The organism is Ancylobacter polymorphus (assembly GCF_022836935.1).
GTDB lineage: Bacteria > Pseudomonadota > Alphaproteobacteria > Rhizobiales > Xanthobacteraceae > Ancylobacter > Ancylobacter polymorphus_A.
Genome location: NZ_CP083242.1, coordinates 163,172 through 179,313, shown reverse-complemented (window position 1 = coordinate 179,313; position 16,142 = coordinate 163,172). Strand labels below are relative to the sequence as shown.

Annotated in this window: 15 protein-coding genes and 1 pseudogene; 12 read left to right on the top strand and 4 right to left on the bottom strand. The window is 62.8% G+C overall.

What is annotated here, in order from left to right; all coding sequences use genetic code 11:
- The first annotated feature begins 10 nt into the window (after positions 1-10).
- The 12 genes from K9D25_RS24205 (at position 11) to K9D25_RS24150 (ending at position 12,231) form a co-directional block, all read left to right on the top strand.
- Complete coding sequence (locus K9D25_RS24205; protein ID WP_034462677.1) at positions 11-313, top strand: TrbC/VirB2 family protein; 303 nt, start codon at positions 11-13, stop codon at positions 311-313.
- Positions 310-606 (top strand): type IV secretion system protein VirB3, encoded by a 297-nt coding sequence (locus tag K9D25_RS24200; RefSeq protein WP_034462678.1) that lies wholly within the window; start codon positions 310-312, stop codon positions 604-606. Before K9D25_RS24205 ends, K9D25_RS24200 begins: the two co-directional genes overlap by 4 nt.
- A 7-nt stretch (positions 607-613) precedes the next feature.
- Positions 614-3,025 (top strand): VirB4 family type IV secretion system protein, encoded by a 2,412-nt coding sequence (locus tag K9D25_RS24195; RefSeq protein WP_244451370.1) that lies wholly within the window; start codon positions 614-616, stop codon positions 3,023-3,025.
- Positions 3,022-3,909: a hypothetical protein gene (locus K9D25_RS24190; RefSeq protein WP_244451369.1), complete on the top strand. Its 888-nt coding sequence runs from the start codon at positions 3,022-3,024 to the stop codon at positions 3,907-3,909. The genes K9D25_RS24195 and K9D25_RS24190 overlap by 4 nt, the downstream gene beginning before the upstream one ends.
- A gap of 11 nt (positions 3,910-3,920) precedes the next feature.
- Entirely contained in the window at positions 3,921-4,631 is a 711-nt protein-coding gene (locus K9D25_RS24185; protein ID WP_244451368.1) for a type IV secretion system protein, read from the top strand.
- Between the two features lie 74 nt (positions 4,632-4,705).
- Positions 4,706-4,897, top strand: coding sequence for a hypothetical protein (locus K9D25_RS24180; protein ID WP_244451367.1), 192 nt, complete (start codon positions 4,706-4,708; stop codon positions 4,895-4,897).
- A 202-nt stretch (positions 4,898-5,099) separates the two neighbouring features.
- Complete coding sequence (locus K9D25_RS24175; RefSeq protein ID WP_244451366.1) at positions 5,100-6,230, top strand: type IV secretion system protein; 1,131 nt, start codon at positions 5,100-5,102, stop codon at positions 6,228-6,230.
- Positions 6,227-6,940, top strand: a complete 714-nt coding sequence (locus K9D25_RS24170; RefSeq protein WP_244451365.1) for a virB8 family protein — start codon at positions 6,227-6,229, stop codon at positions 6,938-6,940. The genes K9D25_RS24175 and K9D25_RS24170 overlap by 4 nt, the downstream gene beginning before the upstream one ends.
- Positions 6,937-7,740: a P-type conjugative transfer protein VirB9 gene (virB9, locus tag K9D25_RS24165; protein WP_244451364.1), complete on the top strand. Its 804-nt coding sequence runs from the start codon at positions 6,937-6,939 to the stop codon at positions 7,738-7,740. The genes K9D25_RS24170 and virB9 overlap by 4 nt, the downstream gene beginning before the upstream one ends.
- Positions 7,741-7,746: 6 nt before the next feature.
- Positions 7,747-9,093 carry a type IV secretion system protein VirB10 gene (virB10, locus tag K9D25_RS24160; protein WP_244451363.1) on the top strand — a complete coding sequence of 449 codons (1,347 nt, stop codon included), beginning with the start codon at positions 7,747-7,749 and terminating at the stop codon, positions 9,091-9,093.
- Complete coding sequence (gene virB11 / locus K9D25_RS24155; RefSeq protein ID WP_244451362.1) at positions 9,056-10,093, top strand: P-type DNA transfer ATPase VirB11; 1,038 nt, start codon at positions 9,056-9,058, stop codon at positions 10,091-10,093. Before virB10 ends, virB11 begins: the two co-directional genes overlap by 38 nt.
- Positions 10,090-12,231 carry a type IV secretory system conjugative DNA transfer family protein gene (locus K9D25_RS24150; RefSeq protein ID WP_244451361.1) on the top strand — a complete coding sequence of 714 codons (2,142 nt, stop codon included), beginning with the start codon at positions 10,090-10,092 and terminating at the stop codon, positions 12,229-12,231. Before virB11 ends, K9D25_RS24150 begins: the two co-directional genes overlap by 4 nt.
- 73 nt (positions 12,232-12,304) lie before the next feature.
- Here K9D25_RS24150 and K9D25_RS24145 read toward each other — a convergent pair whose 3' ends face one another.
- From K9D25_RS24145 to K9D25_RS25140, 4 genes and pseudogenes are all read right to left on the bottom strand, one after another.
- Positions 12,305-13,033, bottom strand: a complete 729-nt coding sequence (locus K9D25_RS24145) for a LuxR family transcriptional regulator (RefSeq protein WP_244451360.1) — start codon at positions 13,031-13,033, stop codon at positions 12,305-12,307.
- A 139-nt stretch (positions 13,034-13,172) separates the two neighbouring features.
- Positions 13,173-13,466 carry a copper-binding protein gene (locus K9D25_RS24140; protein WP_244451359.1) on the bottom strand — a complete coding sequence of 98 codons (294 nt, stop codon included), beginning with the start codon at positions 13,464-13,466 and terminating at the stop codon, positions 13,173-13,175.
- A 15-nt stretch (positions 13,467-13,481) separates the two neighbouring features.
- Positions 13,482-15,037, bottom strand: a pseudogene (locus K9D25_RS24135) (ISL3 family transposase).
- A 125-nt stretch (positions 15,038-15,162) separates the two neighbouring features.
- On the bottom strand, positions 15,163-15,462 hold the full coding sequence (locus K9D25_RS25140) for a transposase (protein ID WP_432207979.1): 300 nt from the start codon (positions 15,460-15,462) through the stop codon (positions 15,163-15,165).
- Positions 15,463-16,142 lie beyond the last annotated feature (680 nt).

Sequence of the window (16,142 nt, the reverse complement as noted above, 5' to 3'; positions counted from 1 at the left end):
GGAGAACTTGATGATACGCTGGATCTCGCGCGCTCCGCTCGCTCTCAGCTTGCTTGCGCTCAGCGCCGTTGGCGCCGCTGCACAGTCCGGCGGCACGCTGCAGCCGGTGCAATCGACGCTGACGCAGTTGGTTCAGGCTTTGACAGGCCCGATCGCCACCGCGCTGGCGACGCTTGCCGTCATCGCCTGCGGATTGTTCGCCTGGTCCGGTCGTCTGACCTGGGGCATCGCCGGCAGCGTCATTTTCGGCATCGTCCTGGTGTTCGGCTCGGCGCAGATCGTCCAATTCTTCCAGTCGGCGGTCGGCCAATGACGGAAGCCGAGCTCGACGATCCACTCATCACGCCGCTGGTCAAGGCGCTCACCCGAGCGCCGACGCTGATGGGCGTGCCGTACATGTATTTCATGTTCAACGGGGTGGTCTCGAGCGTGTGCTTCCTAGTCACCCACAATCTCTTCATGCTGCTGGTCGCGATCCCGCTGCATCTGTTCGGCTATGTGATGACCCTCCGCGACGATCGGATCTTCGAGATCCTGTTCGTCCGCTCGACAAAATGCCCGCCACGCGCACGCTCCTTCTGGGGCGCTGATAGCTACGCTCCGTGAGGCGATCATGGTCACTCGCGCCCTTCTCGACGAGCTGACCTTCGGCGCCGTCTCCCGCCGCGAGCGGCCGGTTGCGTCGCACGTTCCCTATACCCGGCACGTCGACGACCATATCCTGAAAACGCGTGACGGCCTGGTTCTCACGGTGCTGAAGCTCGACGGCTATTCGTTCGAGACATCCGACATGAGCGAGGTCAACGCCCGTCTGCTCGGCCGCAACGATATCGTCCGCACGCTCGCCAACTCGCGCTTCGCGCTCGCGGCGCACATCGTCCGGCGCGAGGTGCAACCCCGGATCGCGTCGACCTTTGACAATGCGTTGTGCCGCGAGATCGACGAGCGTTACGACGCCTCGCTGTCGAAGCGCCGGATGTTCGTGAACGACATCTATCTCACGATAGTGCGCCGTCCGCTCCAGGGCCAGGCCGGGACCTTCGACGTCGTGATGACGAAGGCGCTCGGCCGCAAGGATGAGGCGGGCGAGTCGGTGGCCATTCAGACCGCCCTCAACGAGCTGCGAGACGCGGCGACCGCCGTTCGCGAGAACCTGTCCGCCTACGGCGCGCGCCAACTGGGCGTCGTGCGGCGGGGCGGCATCTGGTTCTCCGAGCCGCTGGAATTCCTCGTGCAGATCCTGAACGGCGGCCTGCCGCGGCCGATGCACCTGCCCCGGATGGACCTCGCCGACGCGCTCTCCACGAAGCGCCTCTTCTTCGGCCGCAACGCCATCGAGGTCCGCGGCGCCAGCCGTGACGACACGCGGTTCGGCGCGATGATCTCGATCCGGGAATATCCGGCGCAAAGCGGTCCCGGTTCGTTCGACAATCTCCTGCGGGTTCCGCACGAATTCATAGCCACCCAGACCTTCGCCATCGTCGATCGACCGGTCGCCGCCAAACAGATCGACCGCGTGTCGCGGCAAGTCGATATGTCCGACGAGGCCGGTTCGATCGTCGCCGAGCACCTTGACGAGGCCCGGGACGAATTGCTGGCGTCCGAGGCCATCTATGGCGAGCACCATATGACGGTGATGTGCCTCGGCCGCGATCTCGCCGAGGTGGGCGCGGCGGTGACGGCGGTCGGCGCCGCACTGACCGATCGGTCGGTGATCTGGGTGCGCGAGGACCTAAACTGCGAGCCGGCGTTCTGGTCGCAGCTGCCGGGCAATTTCGCCTATATCGCCCGCAAGGCTGTGATCTCGTCGAAAAACTTCGCCGGCTTCGCCTCGCTGCACAACTATCCGAGCGGGCGGCCCGACGGCAACCACTGGGGGCCCGCAATCTCGGTCTTCGAGACCACGTCGCAGACGGCGTACTATTACAATCATCACGTCCGTGACATCGGCAATTTCACCGTGGTTGGGCCGACCGGGTCGGGCAAGACCGTGTTCCTGTCGTTCATCGCGGCGCAGACGCAACGCATCGAGCCACGCCCCAAGCTCGTCTTCGTCGACAAGGATCGTGGCGCCGAGATCTTCATTCGCGCCCTCGGTGGCCAGTATGAAGCGCTCGTCCCCGGCGAACCCACCGGATTCAATCCGCTGTCGTTGCCCGACTCGGCTGCGAACCGTGAGTTTCTGTATCAACTGTTCGCTTTCATGCTGCGCCCGGCCAAGGGCGGTGATCTCAGCGCGTCCGAGGAGCAGGTGATCCGAAACGCAATCGGAGCGGCGCTTTCAGCCGGGCCGGACGGGCGGACGCTGAAGGCTTTTTCGACGTTGCTGCGCGGTCGCATCCGGGCGGGGGAGGGGGATCTCCTCGCACGCTTGGAAAGTTGGATGCGTCCGGATCAGCGGGGATGGCTGTTCAACAATGATGAGGATCAGTTCTCGATTTCGAGCATCTTCGGTTTCGACATGACGCGGGTTCTCGATGATCCTGTCATCCGAACCGCCGCGCTCATGTACATCTTCCACCGCACCGAGGAGTTGCTCACGGGCGATCCGGTGATGATCTTTCTTGATGAAGGCTGGCGGCTGCTCGACGACGAGGTCTTTGCCTTCTTCATCCGCGATAAACTGAAGACGATCCGCAAGCAGAACGGCATCATCGGCTTCGGCACGCAATCTGCGGCCGATATTGTCCGCTCACGCGCGTCCAACACGCTGATCGAGCAGACCAGCACGAACATCTTCTTTCCGAATCCCAAAGCCGATGACGAGAGCTATCGTCAGGCTTTCCGCCTTTCGGGCCGCGAGGTCGACTGGATTCGCAGCACCGTGCCCGAAAGACGGTCCTTCCTGATCAAGCACGGCCGGGACAGCGTCGTGGCCCGGCTGAACCTGTCGAGCATGCCCGACCTCATCAAGGTGCTGTCCGGTCGTACCGAGACCGTGGCCGAGCTCGACGCGCTGCGGGCGCGCGTTGGCGACGATCCAGCGGTGTGGCTGCCGATCTTCCTGGGGAGAGACCCTTCATGAAGACCATCCTGATCATTCTCGCGGCGGCCGCGGCGGCTTTGGCCACCCAGGCGCACGCGGCCATCCCGGTCGACGACGCAGGACAGCTCAGCCAACATTCGTTGACAGCCAGCACGACGGTCAAACTCGTACCGGTGACGACGCAGCGCAAGGACGCCAATAGCGGCGTCAAATGCGCGGTGACCACGGGCAAGAAGGCCAACGTCACCGATCCGACCGTGAAGCCGCAGGCGGGCGCCGGCAGCCAGGCCATTCGCTCCTATGCGCCGGACATGCCCGCCGCTCCCGATCCTGGGGCGCAAGGCGGCGCGCTGAACAGCCAGACATTGTTTCAGTCGAGCGGCAATGTGGTTGCCGGTCTCGATGCCAGTCGCTCGACGCTTGGCGCCGCGCAGTCTGGGTTTCAGGTCGCGGGCCAGCAGGTCGGCACGGGCTCGACCGTGATGGCGGCGATGGACATGAACAGCGCGGCGCGGCTGCAGAACAACCTTGCCTGGAACGGCGTCATTGATTCGACGAACCTTTGGGTCACCGCCCTGAACGCGCTCAACCTCGCCAGAACGAGCGACATGAGCCGGGCGGCCGGGGGCATGCGGGCGGCGACGGGGGGACGGCCCGCCTCCGGTCCGGTCTGTCCCGTGGGCATGATCGGGACCGGCTCGCCGACTGACCCTTGCCGGACGCCGACGGGATGCTCGACCACGCCACCAGGCACGAACCCCGACCCTGGATGCGTCAGCGCCCGCTACGTCGACACTGAGGGCAACGTCATCTTTTACCTCGCACAGGCGCAAAGCACGCCGGCGAACGGCGCGTCGGCCGGGGGCTTGACTGTCGCCGACGTCGCCGCGGCGCTGGCCGCGATCAACAACGACACCCGCTAGGGAGGATTTTCATGCACACCATCCTTGCCCTCGTCGCCGTCATCGTGACCGCCCAATTGTCGCCAGCGTGGGCGCAAGTCCCGGTCATCGACAACGCCAACCTGCAAAAGGCCCAGGAGATCGCAACCAGCACCCAGAAAATCCTGACCGCCGATCAGCAGATCATGCAGTTCACCCAGAAGACGCTGCAAGCGGTGACGGGCGATCGCTCGTCCCAGGCGCAAGGAACCCTCGCACAAATGGCCCTCGGCGGCGGCTTCTCCATGGCGCAGGCGCCCTCCCTCGGATCGGTGATCTCGGGCGGGGCGCTGTCCTTCGCCGGCATGGGCTCGAATTCGCAGAACATCGTGTCGACGCTGATCAATGGCCTGCAGCTCGTACAGACGATCACCGGTCTCACCAGCGGGCAGAGCCATCCCGTGGACACGGCTTACAAGAGTTCGGTGAACGTCGCCGCTACCCTCTCCGGCCTTATCAATTCGACACAGAGCGCGGTGCAGCAGCGTTCGAGCGCTTTCAAGCAGGGAGGCCAGCAGATCGGCCAGGCGCAGGATCTGAAAGGCAGCATCGATCAGAACACCCAGGTCCAGGTTCAAACAGGTTTGACGATCAATGAGCTGAACGGTGTTGCGAACAACGCAGCAGCCGCGGCGAACCAGGCCAATCTCGATCGCATCGCGGCGGAGTCGGCTGCGGCTCGCGCCATGAAGTTCACCCAGTAAGGTAAGGGGCGTCTCGCCTTTGAGGCGTCTCGTGAAAGCTCCGGGATGGCGCAACACAACATTTGGGGGCCCTGATGACGAAGACCATTGTCATCGCGATAGCCGTTGTCGCCCTTGCCGTCGGCATTGCCATCGGGCGCTTCGCACTGAAGGCACCAACGCCGGCCGCGACGAGCGCGGCCGAGACGACGCCAAAGCAGGACGGCGCCGCGGAATCGGCGTCACGGGCCATGACGTTCACCCAACCCAAGGCGCCAACGCGGTGAGAATTATCCTCCCTCTCACGACCAGTCTCCTGCTTGCGCTCGCGGTCGGCGGCTGCGCTTACAAGCCGTTGAAAGCGCCGTGCTCGCCCGATGAGGGAGGCGCGCCACTCGCCTATGCGCAACTTCCCCCAGCGCCATACGCTCGCGCCGCGATTCATGCCGTCGATTCCTGCGGCCCGATGCGGCCGATCTGAGGAGTCCGATGGCCAACAACTTCAATATCACCTCGCTGCTGCAATCGGTCGATCAGCTGGGCCAGAATTACGTTTCGACGGCCTATCAGGCCCTCGCGAACGCGGCTACATCGGGTGGGACGACCGGCGTCGCCGGCCTGCTTCTGACGCTATACGTGATCTTCTGGGGTGTTGGAATCTGGCAGGGCACGGCCAGTGGCGGCCCGTCGGATCACGCCTTCCGGCTGTTTCGCGCGGTGATGATTTATGTCCTGGCGACGCGCTGGGGCGAATTCCAGACCTTCGTCTATACGGTCTTGAATGACGGCCCCTCGGCCATCGGCAACGCGCTCCTCAGCGCGGTCACGTCCGCCAACAACACCGGTACTTCGGCGAATCTGACCTCGGTCAACGCGGTTCAGTCGGCGTTGCAGAATATGTGGGACACTACCAATAGCGCGACGGAGGCATTTCTCCAGAATGCCGGCATCACCAATTGGGGCCCCTACATCTTCGCCGCCGTGTTCTATGTGGTCATGGCGATCTTGATCGGTTTTGCCATCTTCTTGATCGTTCTGTCGAAGATGTTCATGTGGCTGCTGCTCGCGCTGGCACCGTTGTTCATTATCCTGCTCCTGTTCGGCGTCACGTCGCGTTTCTTCAGCGGTTGGATGAGCTCGCTCGTGCAGTATTTCCTCGTGCAGGTGCTGGTCTATGCCTTTCTCGCCTTCTATGTCTCGCTGATCCAGCAATCGATCGACACGCTGAATGGCGTTGCCAACAGCAAGTCGGCGACCTGGGCGACGATCGGGCCGGTGGTGCTGCTCGCTATCATCGGCATCCTGCTGGTGAGCCAGATCAACAACATGGCGGCTGCGATCGCTGGCGGCGTTCCGATCTTCGCACCCCGGTTGGGCGCGGTGCTGGCCACCGCTTCGGGTTACCGGATGGGAGCGGCCGCCAACCGTGCGCGCCTCGCCCTTCGCAACCCGTTCAACCCTGCCTCGCTATCACGGCGCGAAGAATTGGCCTCCCGGCAGAGAGCGCGTGTCGGCCTCCGCTCTGCGAGCTGGGCGCAATCCGCAGAGTTTCGTCGGCTTGCTGACCAGCTCCGCAACTCCGGCGCACCGCCGGCGCAGAGCGGGGGAGGGCGGCCATGACGGAGACCGCCGCGGAGCCCGACCGCGTGGATCCGCGCTACTACGCCGACGGCGCGACCTGGGAGCAAGATATCGCCCGGCGCAATCGCAATTCGCGCGCCCTCGCCTGGATCGTCGCCACGGTGATGACTGTAGTCGCCGTCACCGCGCTGGCTGTCCTGGCGCTCCTCGTGCCGCTCAAGACCTACGAGCCCTACATGGTCGTCGTCGACAAAACCACGGGGTTCGTCGAGGTCAAGCGGCCGACGGCGGAGGGACCCCTGACGCAGGACGAGGCGGTGACGATGTTCAATGTCGTCCGCTACATCAAGGCACGCGAGACCTACGATCCGAAGGCACTGAAAGACAATTTCGATCTCGCCCAGCTTCTCGCAGCCGGAGACGCTGCCCGCGAGCTCACGGAGATCTACTCGCCGGCTAATCCCAACAACCCGGTGAAGATCTATGGGACCAACACCGAGGTCAGCGTCACCATCAAGTCGGTGACCTTCCCGAACAACCGCACCGCGCTGGTCCGCTTCTCGACCGACGAGAAGTCCGCGACCAACATCGTGACCAGACATTGGGTTTCGCTGATCCGCTTTCGCTACACGTCAGTGCCAATGCGCAACGAATGGCGTTTTGACAATCCGCTCGGCTTCCAGGTGCTGGAATATCGGCGTGACCAGGAATCCGCGCCGTCTCCGCGCACGGCGGGACAGCAGCCATGATGCGACCGTACGCTTCAGCGCTTCTCACCCTCTTGCTGTCGACGGGCCTGGCTTTCGCAGAATCGACACCACGTCCGGGCCGCCTGGACCCGCGCGTGCGCGACGTCGTCTACAGCCGCGACAACGTCACCGCGATCGACGCTACGTATGGCACGTCAACGATGATTCAGCTCCAGCCCGACGAAAAGATCGAGACGTTGGCGCTCGGCGATTCCATTGCCTGGCGTGTCGAGCCGAACCGCAAAGGCGACATCATCTTCATCAAGCCTGTGGAGAAGAACGCGCAATCCAATCTCAACGTCGTCACCGACAAGCGGGTCTACTCCTTCCTGCTGCGTTCGAATGCGCGCCCACCCTCGAGTCAGATCTACGCCGTGCGCTTCCGTTTTCCGGATGACGAGGCTAGTGCCCGCCTCCTCGCCGAAGCCAAGGAGCGCGCGGCCAATCCGAACTTGAAAGCACTCAACATCGCGAACGCGAACAGCAACTACGGCTACAAGGGATCATCGACCAACAAGCCGATCGCCGTCTTCGACGACGGAACCAAGACCTGGTTTCGGTTCGAAGGTGAAACGCCGGCGATCTACATCGTCGACGCTGATCGCAATGAAAGCCTCGTCAATTTCCGGACAGAGGGACCCTATGTCGTCGTCGACAAGGTCTCCGCGCAATGGACCCTGCGCAACGGCCAGGAATCGACCTGCATCTTCAACCGCCGCCTGACCAATGTGCATGAGCCGACAGGCCTCGAGCCTTATGCGCCGCAACGCGTCGGCGCGGCCATCGCTTCGGGAGGTTGAGCGCGCATGCCGACGGCCGACGATTATCGTTCACTGGAGCTCGAGGCGGCCGCCGCCAGCTCTGTCGCCCGGGGGCGAACCGCTCTCGGCGGCTTCTTGAAGATCGCCATACCGCTTGGGGCGCTGGCGATCGCCGCCTGGCTTATCTACGGATCGCTGGCCCGCCGGACCCCCACGTTGACGACGCCGGACAAAGAAGAATTCACCACCACGCAGTTTCCCGCGCCGTCGCTTTCGACGCCCCGCCCGCAAACCGACCAAGGCACGATCGTCGTGCCGTCGGCGCCCCCCGAAGCCACACCACCCGCACCTCCAGTCGCACCGCCGCTCGCCTTGCCTCCCCCGCCGGCGCCGGAACCGCCCCTTGCGGCGGCGCCGCCCAACGACGACGAGGCGAGGCGGCTCGCGGAGCTCGAGCGGCAACGTCAGGAGGAGGAACGGCGGCGTTGGGAGCGGCTGCGAGCGCCGCAGGTCATCGCAGACAACGCCTCGGCGGCCGCCGCTGCCAACGGCGAGGAGGGGCCCCGTGGCGTGGCAGGCAACGAGGACGATCCCAATCGGCGTTTTCTTGCCTCCGTCTCTGCTGCGGGCGTCGAGGTGGCCCGCGCCACAAAGAACAACCGCATTGACGCGCTCGTGGCCCAAGGCACACTGATCCGCGGGGTTCTGGAAACGGCCGTACAAAGCGACCTACCCGGCATGGTGCGCGCCGTGGTGACCGAGAACGTCTGGTCGTTCGACGGCCGGCGGGTGCTTATCCCCTCCGGCAGCCGCTTAATCGGCGAGTATCGCTCCGGCATCGCCCAGGGCCAGACCCGCGTCTTCATCGTATGGACCCGGATGCTGCGGTCCGATGGCGTCTCGGTCCAACTCGGCTCGAATGGCGCGGACGAGCTCGGCCGGGCCGGCAACGCTGGTTTCGTCGACAATCACTATCTCGAGCGCTTCGGCTCGGCGATCGTGTTGTCGCTGGTCGGCGGCGGAGCCCAGTTCCTCAGCGCCTATGGGCAAAACACCGACGGCTATGGCAACGGCACGGTCATCACCACCACCGATCCCGTGACGGGCGTGGTGACGCAAACCCAAACTGGTGTGAACCAGAACCAGCTTTCGTTGCAGGCCCGTCAGATCGCCGCGCAGAACATCTCTCAGACCTTGACCAACATTGCCCAGGAGGCCTTGCGCAACTCCATCAACATTCCACCGACCATCTACCTCGACCAGGGCACGCGCATCATCGTGTTCGTGCGGCGCGATCTCGATTTCTCGGCGCTGTATCCGGATCCGGTCAGGGAAGCCCTCAGGGAGCTGAAGCGTGAGCGTAGTGGCGCGAAGCCTGACGGTCTTCATTGATCGTGCACTGGAGCCGATCCGGCCTTGGCTCGAGGACGACCAGGTCGTAGAGATCTGTGCCAACGGGCCGGGCGAAGTCTGGATCGAACGGTTCGGACAGTCGGCGATGGAGCGTTACGACGTGCCGGCGTTGACCGAGCACGCGATCCGCCACCTGGCCGAGCGTGTCGCGGGTCATTCCGGGCAAAGCATCAATGAAGAGCATCCGCTCCTGTCCGCAGCATTACCGACTGGCGAGCGCTTTCAGGGCGTTATTCCACCCGCCACGACCTCGGGAGGCGCCTTTGCCATCCGCAAGCAGGTCATCAAGGAGATGCGGCTCGACGACTATCGCCGCATGGGATCCTTCGACAAGGTCGCGATGGCGGAAGAGGGGGCCTTGTCCGACGTCGATCGCCGCTTGTGCGAACATCTCGACGCCAGTCGCATCGAGGACTTCATAAAGCTGGCCGTTGTCAGTCGATATTCGATCCTCCTTTCGGGAGGGACAAGCTCCGGAAAGACGACGTTCCTGAACGCGATCCTCAAGGAAGTGCCGGCGGACGAGCGCATCATCACGATCGAGGACACGCGCGAGGTCAATCCGATCCAGAAGAACTATCTTCCCCTGGTGGCCTCGAAGGGGGACCAGGGCGAAGCGCGCGTTACCGTCGAAACGCTCCTGCAGGCCTCGATGCGGCTGCGTCCTGACCGCATTTTCCTCGGCGAGATCCGCGGCGCCGAGGCCTATTCGTTTCTAAGAGCGATCAACACCGGACATCCCGGCAGCATTACCACGGTCCATGCCGACAGCTCGGCCGGCGCCTTTGAACAGCTAGCGCTGATGGTCATGCAGGCAGGCCTTGGCCTGCGCCGCGACGAGATCATCGCCTACATCAAGTCCGTCCTTCCGATCGTCGTTCAGCAGACCAAGGTCGGCGGCTGGCGCGGTACATCGGAGATCTATTTCTCGCGGATGCCAGACTGGCGGCGTGAACAGGCGACGGGGCGTGACGGATGAGCCGCATCGTCGCATTCCGGATCGGCATCGGGCTCCTCGTCCTTCTGGCGTTCTGGTTGTTGTGGAGCCTGGCGTACGAGGTGGTGGTCGCGCTCCGCTGGGCGCCACAGCGGTTCCCAAGCGAGGGCGTAAGCCGGTGGGCCTTATTCGCGATGCAAAATGCCGACCGTTCGGCCGACTTCTTTCTCGTCGCCTGGCGCCAATTCTACGACAGGCTGCTCTATCCTCCGACGCGGACTGAGGCGCTCATCCGGGCCGGCTATGCCGCCGCCGCGGTCGTCGCATTAGGTCTTGGGGGGGCACTCTTCACTTTCATCAATCGCAAACAGATGCCCTATGGGGCCGCCCGCTTCGGCCACCTGATGGAAGCCGCAAGGCAGGGTCTGACCGCCAAGCGGGGAATCGTGCTCGGATTGCTCAGTGGCGTCACCATCCGGTCCGACGAACCTGCGCATATCCTCGTGGTCGGACCATCGCGGTCCGGAAAAGGAACGGGCTTCGTCCTGCCCAACGGCTATTTGTGGCAAGGCTCGGCGGTCTTCTTCGACCCCAAGCGCGAGAACTTCGAGGCCCTCGCCAACCATCGCACGGCGATGGGCAACAAGGTCTTCATGTTCTCGCCCGGCTCGAACGACACACATCGCTACAATCCGCTTGATTTCGTGCGCCGCGACGAGCGGATGGCCACCGACTGCCTCGTGGTGGCCTCCTTCGTCATTCCGGAGAAGGCCGACGATACCTGGGCCGGTGCTGGCCGACTGCTGCTCTCCGCGCTGATCGGGTATGTGCTCTCCTCGCCGCTCATCGAGGGCGCTCAGCATATGCGCACCGTGGCCCGGATGACGACCACCGGCAAGGATATCTCGACCGTGTTGCGGGCCATCGTCAAGACCGAGCGGCAGCATCTGCCGACCTGGGTGGTGGACAGCTTCAACCAGTACATCGCCCTCGAGCCGGAGACGCGCAACAGCGCGGTATTCAACGTCAACATGGCGATGAGTCTTTGGAACAACGGTCTCATCTCGGCCGCGACGGAAACTTCGGACTTCGACATCCGGGAGCTCAGGCGCACGCCGATGACCATCTTCATCGGGTGTACGATCGCCGAGCTTTCCATCTTCCGGCCGCTCATCCGTATCCTATTCCAGCAAATCCACGACCTCCTGATGGTCAGGATTCCCGGCGACGACGAACCCCATCAGGTTCTCCTGATGCTCGATGAATTCTATCACGTCGGCCGCATGGACTCGCTGATCTCCAAGATCACGATCAGCGCCGGATACGGCTTCCGGATGGCGATCGTGATGCAGGACCTCGCGCAGTTGGACGAGCTCTATGGCAGGAACACCCGCATCACCACGGTGTCCGGCTCTCAGATCAAGCTGTTCATCCAGATCAACGATCTCGATACCTCCGAATTCGTTTCAGAGATGTTGGGCGAGACCACACAGGTGTATAAGACGCCGATCCAACGGCCGGGGCAGGGCATTTTTGCGCCGCGGGTCTGGGCGCCGCATTACACCCCGCGGCCGCTGCGCAGCCCGCTCGAATTGCGGGAGATGTCCCCACGACTCTCGATCTTGATGGTCAAGAACTCGCCGTCCTTCGAACTCACAAAGATCCGACACTACCTGGACAAGCCGTATAGGAGTTACCTCGAACGCGCCAAGAGCTCTCCGCCGACTTTGCCACGATTGCGGGCTTGGCACGACGAGGCGTTGCAGGGAGCAATCAATCCAGCTCCGGAACCAGCCCAAGACAACGGCGAAGCCGCATCCGAAGAACCGGCGCGCGTGCAAAAGCCAAAGCCGACGTCGCGGCGTACACCATCGAAACCCGCGTCCAAGGCAAAGCCGACACCGCCGGATGCTGGTCCGACCTTACTCCTGACACCGCGCCGCGCTCCGACCTCTCCGGCAGAGCCAAAACGCAAAGCACTATCTCTCGGAGCTCAGCCGCCCGCGCCGGCGGGCGAGAACTGTGACATTCGTGAGATATTGGCTGCGGCGGTGGCCGACCAACGCGACGAGTTCGGCATGATGGTCGATGTGTTGAGAACGGCGCCGGGGCCGAAGGTGCAAGAAGCGTTTGAAACTCTGCGTTCTCTCAATCAATCTTTTGGAGAAACCGAAAAGTGACGCCGCTGCTGCGCTCGTATGCGACCACGGCGGATCAAGCGAGACGAGCAGTGCGACAGGCGCTGCCGCCATGCTAGCCGATGAGCTTGATGCGCAGCGCCGTGGCAATCGCATGCGCCTTGTTGACGGCCCCAAGCTTCTCGCGAGCGGATGCGACGTGCTTGAGTACGGTCGACCGGGAGATTCCCAGGATGATCGAAATCTCCCAATCGGTCTTTCCTTCGCCCGCCCACAGCAAGCAGTCATACTCGCGTGGCGTCAGCGTATTCGGTCGCCGCGTGCGTGCGGCCTGGCGATGAAGGTGGCTTCCAAGTGTATAGCTCGCTGCAAAGTTCAAGGAAGCGAGCTCGGCCACGTCGGCCACCTTTGTTGGACCTCCGAAGGAGATGGCTGCGAGACTGCCTTCAAGCGTATAAATGGGAACGACGTAACCGTCTCGCAGTCCGAATTCTGAGGCCTCTCCACCAATAACATGGACGTCGTTTGAATGAGAGGATGCCTGATAGGCATCGTTCCAAGTGAAGGGCGTGCGTTGGTGAAGCAGATGGCCGACGACAGGATCACGGAACACGTAGCCGCGGGTGTTGTAGCGCTCGGCCCAGGCTTCGGGGACCGCCTGAAACATGATGCGGGAAGGGATTTCCGACAGCGGTATCGGCTTGAGCGGAACGATCCCGCCGAAGACGGACGTGAAACCAAATCCTGCCGCAAATGCGAGGAGGCATCGCTCCACATCCTCGGTGGATTGAGCTCGTTCTATTGCATCGATGAATTCTAAGGTTTGTTCAAAGCGGTCGGCCATTCAAGCCTCGCTCTCTCTATGGTTGGAATGTACTGGTCGTGCTCGCTCAGATCTCCTTGCGTGCGCGGATGTTGCTACCGTTTTGCTCGATCTCCGTCGCAGGGAGGCTGGCTTACGGCCTCCCTGCGCGGAGCGTGGTTCATTTCGCTTTTTGTATCTTTGTCACGGTGAGGCGACCGTCGACCCGATCGGCTTCGAACTTCACTTTGTCGCCGACCTTTATTGATTTCAGCTGGGCCGGATCGCCGACCACGAACACCATCGTCATGCCATCCATGTCCAGATTCTTGATCGGCCCGTGTTTGAGCGTGACCTTGTTTTGGGCCTGATCGATCTTGGTCACTTGTCCATCGGTGGGAACCGTTTGTGCGAGAGTGTCAAACGGCGCGGAATATTGACCCCTAATCGGCGTCCAATATTGGCTCTGACGCATATTTGGTGGTGTCCCTTATGCTGGAGCGACGAGGCGCGCCTCCAGGAGATCGAGCTTCCGCGTCCATACATTTGGCGCTTCACCAGCTTGAGCTTGGTGATCTGGCCCTCGGTCTGGCCATTGGACCAGGAAGACGTGATGGCCGCGGCGACGGCAGCGTGATCCTTTCTTACGCCGCGGCCGAACGCCGCCACGAGGCTTGAGTCTGCACGTTCCAGCCAGGGGCCGAGAGCGGGAAGAGCCTTCTTACGGATCATGGCCTGGAAGGCAGCGATGATCTCGCGGGCCTCGACAAGCGAGGGTACGCCGCTCTCGATCGCCGCGATCAACACGGTTTCGGATCTGGACAGTTGGTCGCGAGCCACGGTCATCAATCGTGCAAGGGTTCGCGCCGATGGCGTGCGGTTCAGGGCGCCGCCCTCGACCGCCTCGGCTCGCCGGCGGCGCGTGGCCCATTCCGTGACGACCCTAAGGCTGCCGCGGAAACCTTGCAGTCCGAGCCGGCGCCAGAGCTCCGCACCGTTCCGATGTCCAGCCGCCCATTGCGCGTCGAGCCAGGGCAGGAACAGCTCGAGAGAGCTCTCACGGGTGCGGAAGACATCCGAGCGCTGCCCGCGCAAGACGCGCCGGACCAGACCACGGCTGTACCCGGTGCGGCGAACGATATCCTTGATCGTCACCCCAGCCCTTGCGAGTTCGAGAATGACCCCGTTGGTCTCCTCACGGTGCAGATATCCTTCATATTGGATGCGTTCGGCAGCGGTCAGCAGATCCGGATTGATGGTGGATGTGCCGACGGCGGCACGGATCTGGCGCATGGATTTGCGAACGGCGTCGACGAAGGCCCGGCTCGCATTCTCCATCAGGTGCCAACGATCGGCGACCTGTGTCGCCGTTGGAAGAGCCTTGGCTGCGGCCAGGGCATAGCCGCCACCCCGGTCCCGGGCGACAATGGTGATCTGCGGTTGGGCCGTAAGCCATGCCTGTGCCGTTGCCGGCTCCCGGTCGGGCAACAGGGCTATGGTCTGGCGTCTCTCCAGATCGCAGATCAATGTTCCATAGCGCTGATTGCGTCGCCAAGCCCAGTCGTCAATCCCGACCACGGCAGGCGGAATGAAAGGCGGGCGGCCTTGTCGTCGGATCACCCGGAGCAGCGTGTCGTTGCTAGCCGGCAGCATCAGCCGTCGCGCAAAGCGCGCCGCAGGCCGGCCGCCCAAGGCGAGACCGAGATGGTGGATAATCTGATCGAGCCGGGATGTGCGCCGGGACCATGGCAGCAGCGCCCCGTTGTCGAAGCGCTCCGTGAAGATGCGGCGGGAGCAGAGAACCCCATCGCAATGAAAGCGCCGCGCCTGAAGAATAAGGCGAACCGGCCTGCCAGAAAGTGGCAGATCCGCCAGCTGCCGGGCATAGCGGCTGTGAACGCGCATCGAGGCTGCCCCGCATCCCGGGCAACAACTGCTTGCTCTGGAGGCACGCAGGTAGATCCGGATACCGGAATCCGCGTCGACCACTTCATCGACAGCAAACCCGCGCGGCACCAGCTCCGAGACCCGTAAATGCTGACCCATGGCATTGATTCTCCAAGTAAACCAACGCCAGCCAGACGCTCAACTCCATCAAAAGTGAGTCAGAGCCAAACTTGCACGCCGAATAACAATCTGCCACGGCTATCGCGTTGCGGAGTTTTGCGACATCAATCCCGACGTAAACTTCTGTATGCTGCTCCACGGCTCGCCCTCCTGCCCAAAGGATCGGCTCGGCCGCTCCGAGCAACCCTCGAAGGCGCAGTGTAGGGCGAGCCAATCCGGCTCAGCGGACATACGGTCTTACTTCGCGCCAGCGACAAAAATAGCTCTACGGTCGAGAGTGGCAGCACACCCCTCGGCAAGGCGCGCCACTGACACCCTGTTTCCAGAATGTAGAGGATCGCGTTCACGACAGCCCGCAACTCGACCTTGCGTGGCCGACTCAGCCGCGAACGCTCGGGGAGCAAGGCGCTCAGCAGCCCCCAATTCGCAATCCCTCAGGTCGCTTGTGTTGTGCAAGCCCTCGCGCGGATAATACGCCCACGCGGTTTTAGTCCAGGCCATCGTGATCTCCATCGAAACTTCCCAAATTCGACGAAAACACAAAGGACTGAAATCACTCACCGCTTTCTCGGTCAGGCTCTGAGGAGCCGATGCGTGAACTACCTCTTCCTCGGCACGCGTCTCGGTCACTGCGCCCTGGTTGTTCAAGCGACGCCACGAGGCCGACGTTCCCGGTTCGAAGTGAAGACTGAACAACAGACCCTCGCTGGCCACCATCATCGCGTAGCCGGGCGCTGAAGGCCGGATGATAATCAACCAATGAGAAGGCTCGCTTTGGCCATTCAATACGCACTATGCCCGCAGGGAGGAGCTAACCCTTCCTGTGGACGCCAACTAGGGGCCGAAACTGCCATCGTCGAACGATCGATTTCGGATCTTACGGTGACGTCTCCTTCGCGCCTCAATCCGGCGGATAATGGCATCAGAATCAGTGAGTGTACGCATGGTCACGATGAGGTCGTGCAATTTTGAGCAAACGATGGCTCGCGCGATTCGCGTGCTTTTCTGTGCTGTGTTGGTAATTGTCGGCATGGCTGCGCATAGCGGTGATGCGGCCCCGACTGGTTCCAAGGCTGCTCACCAA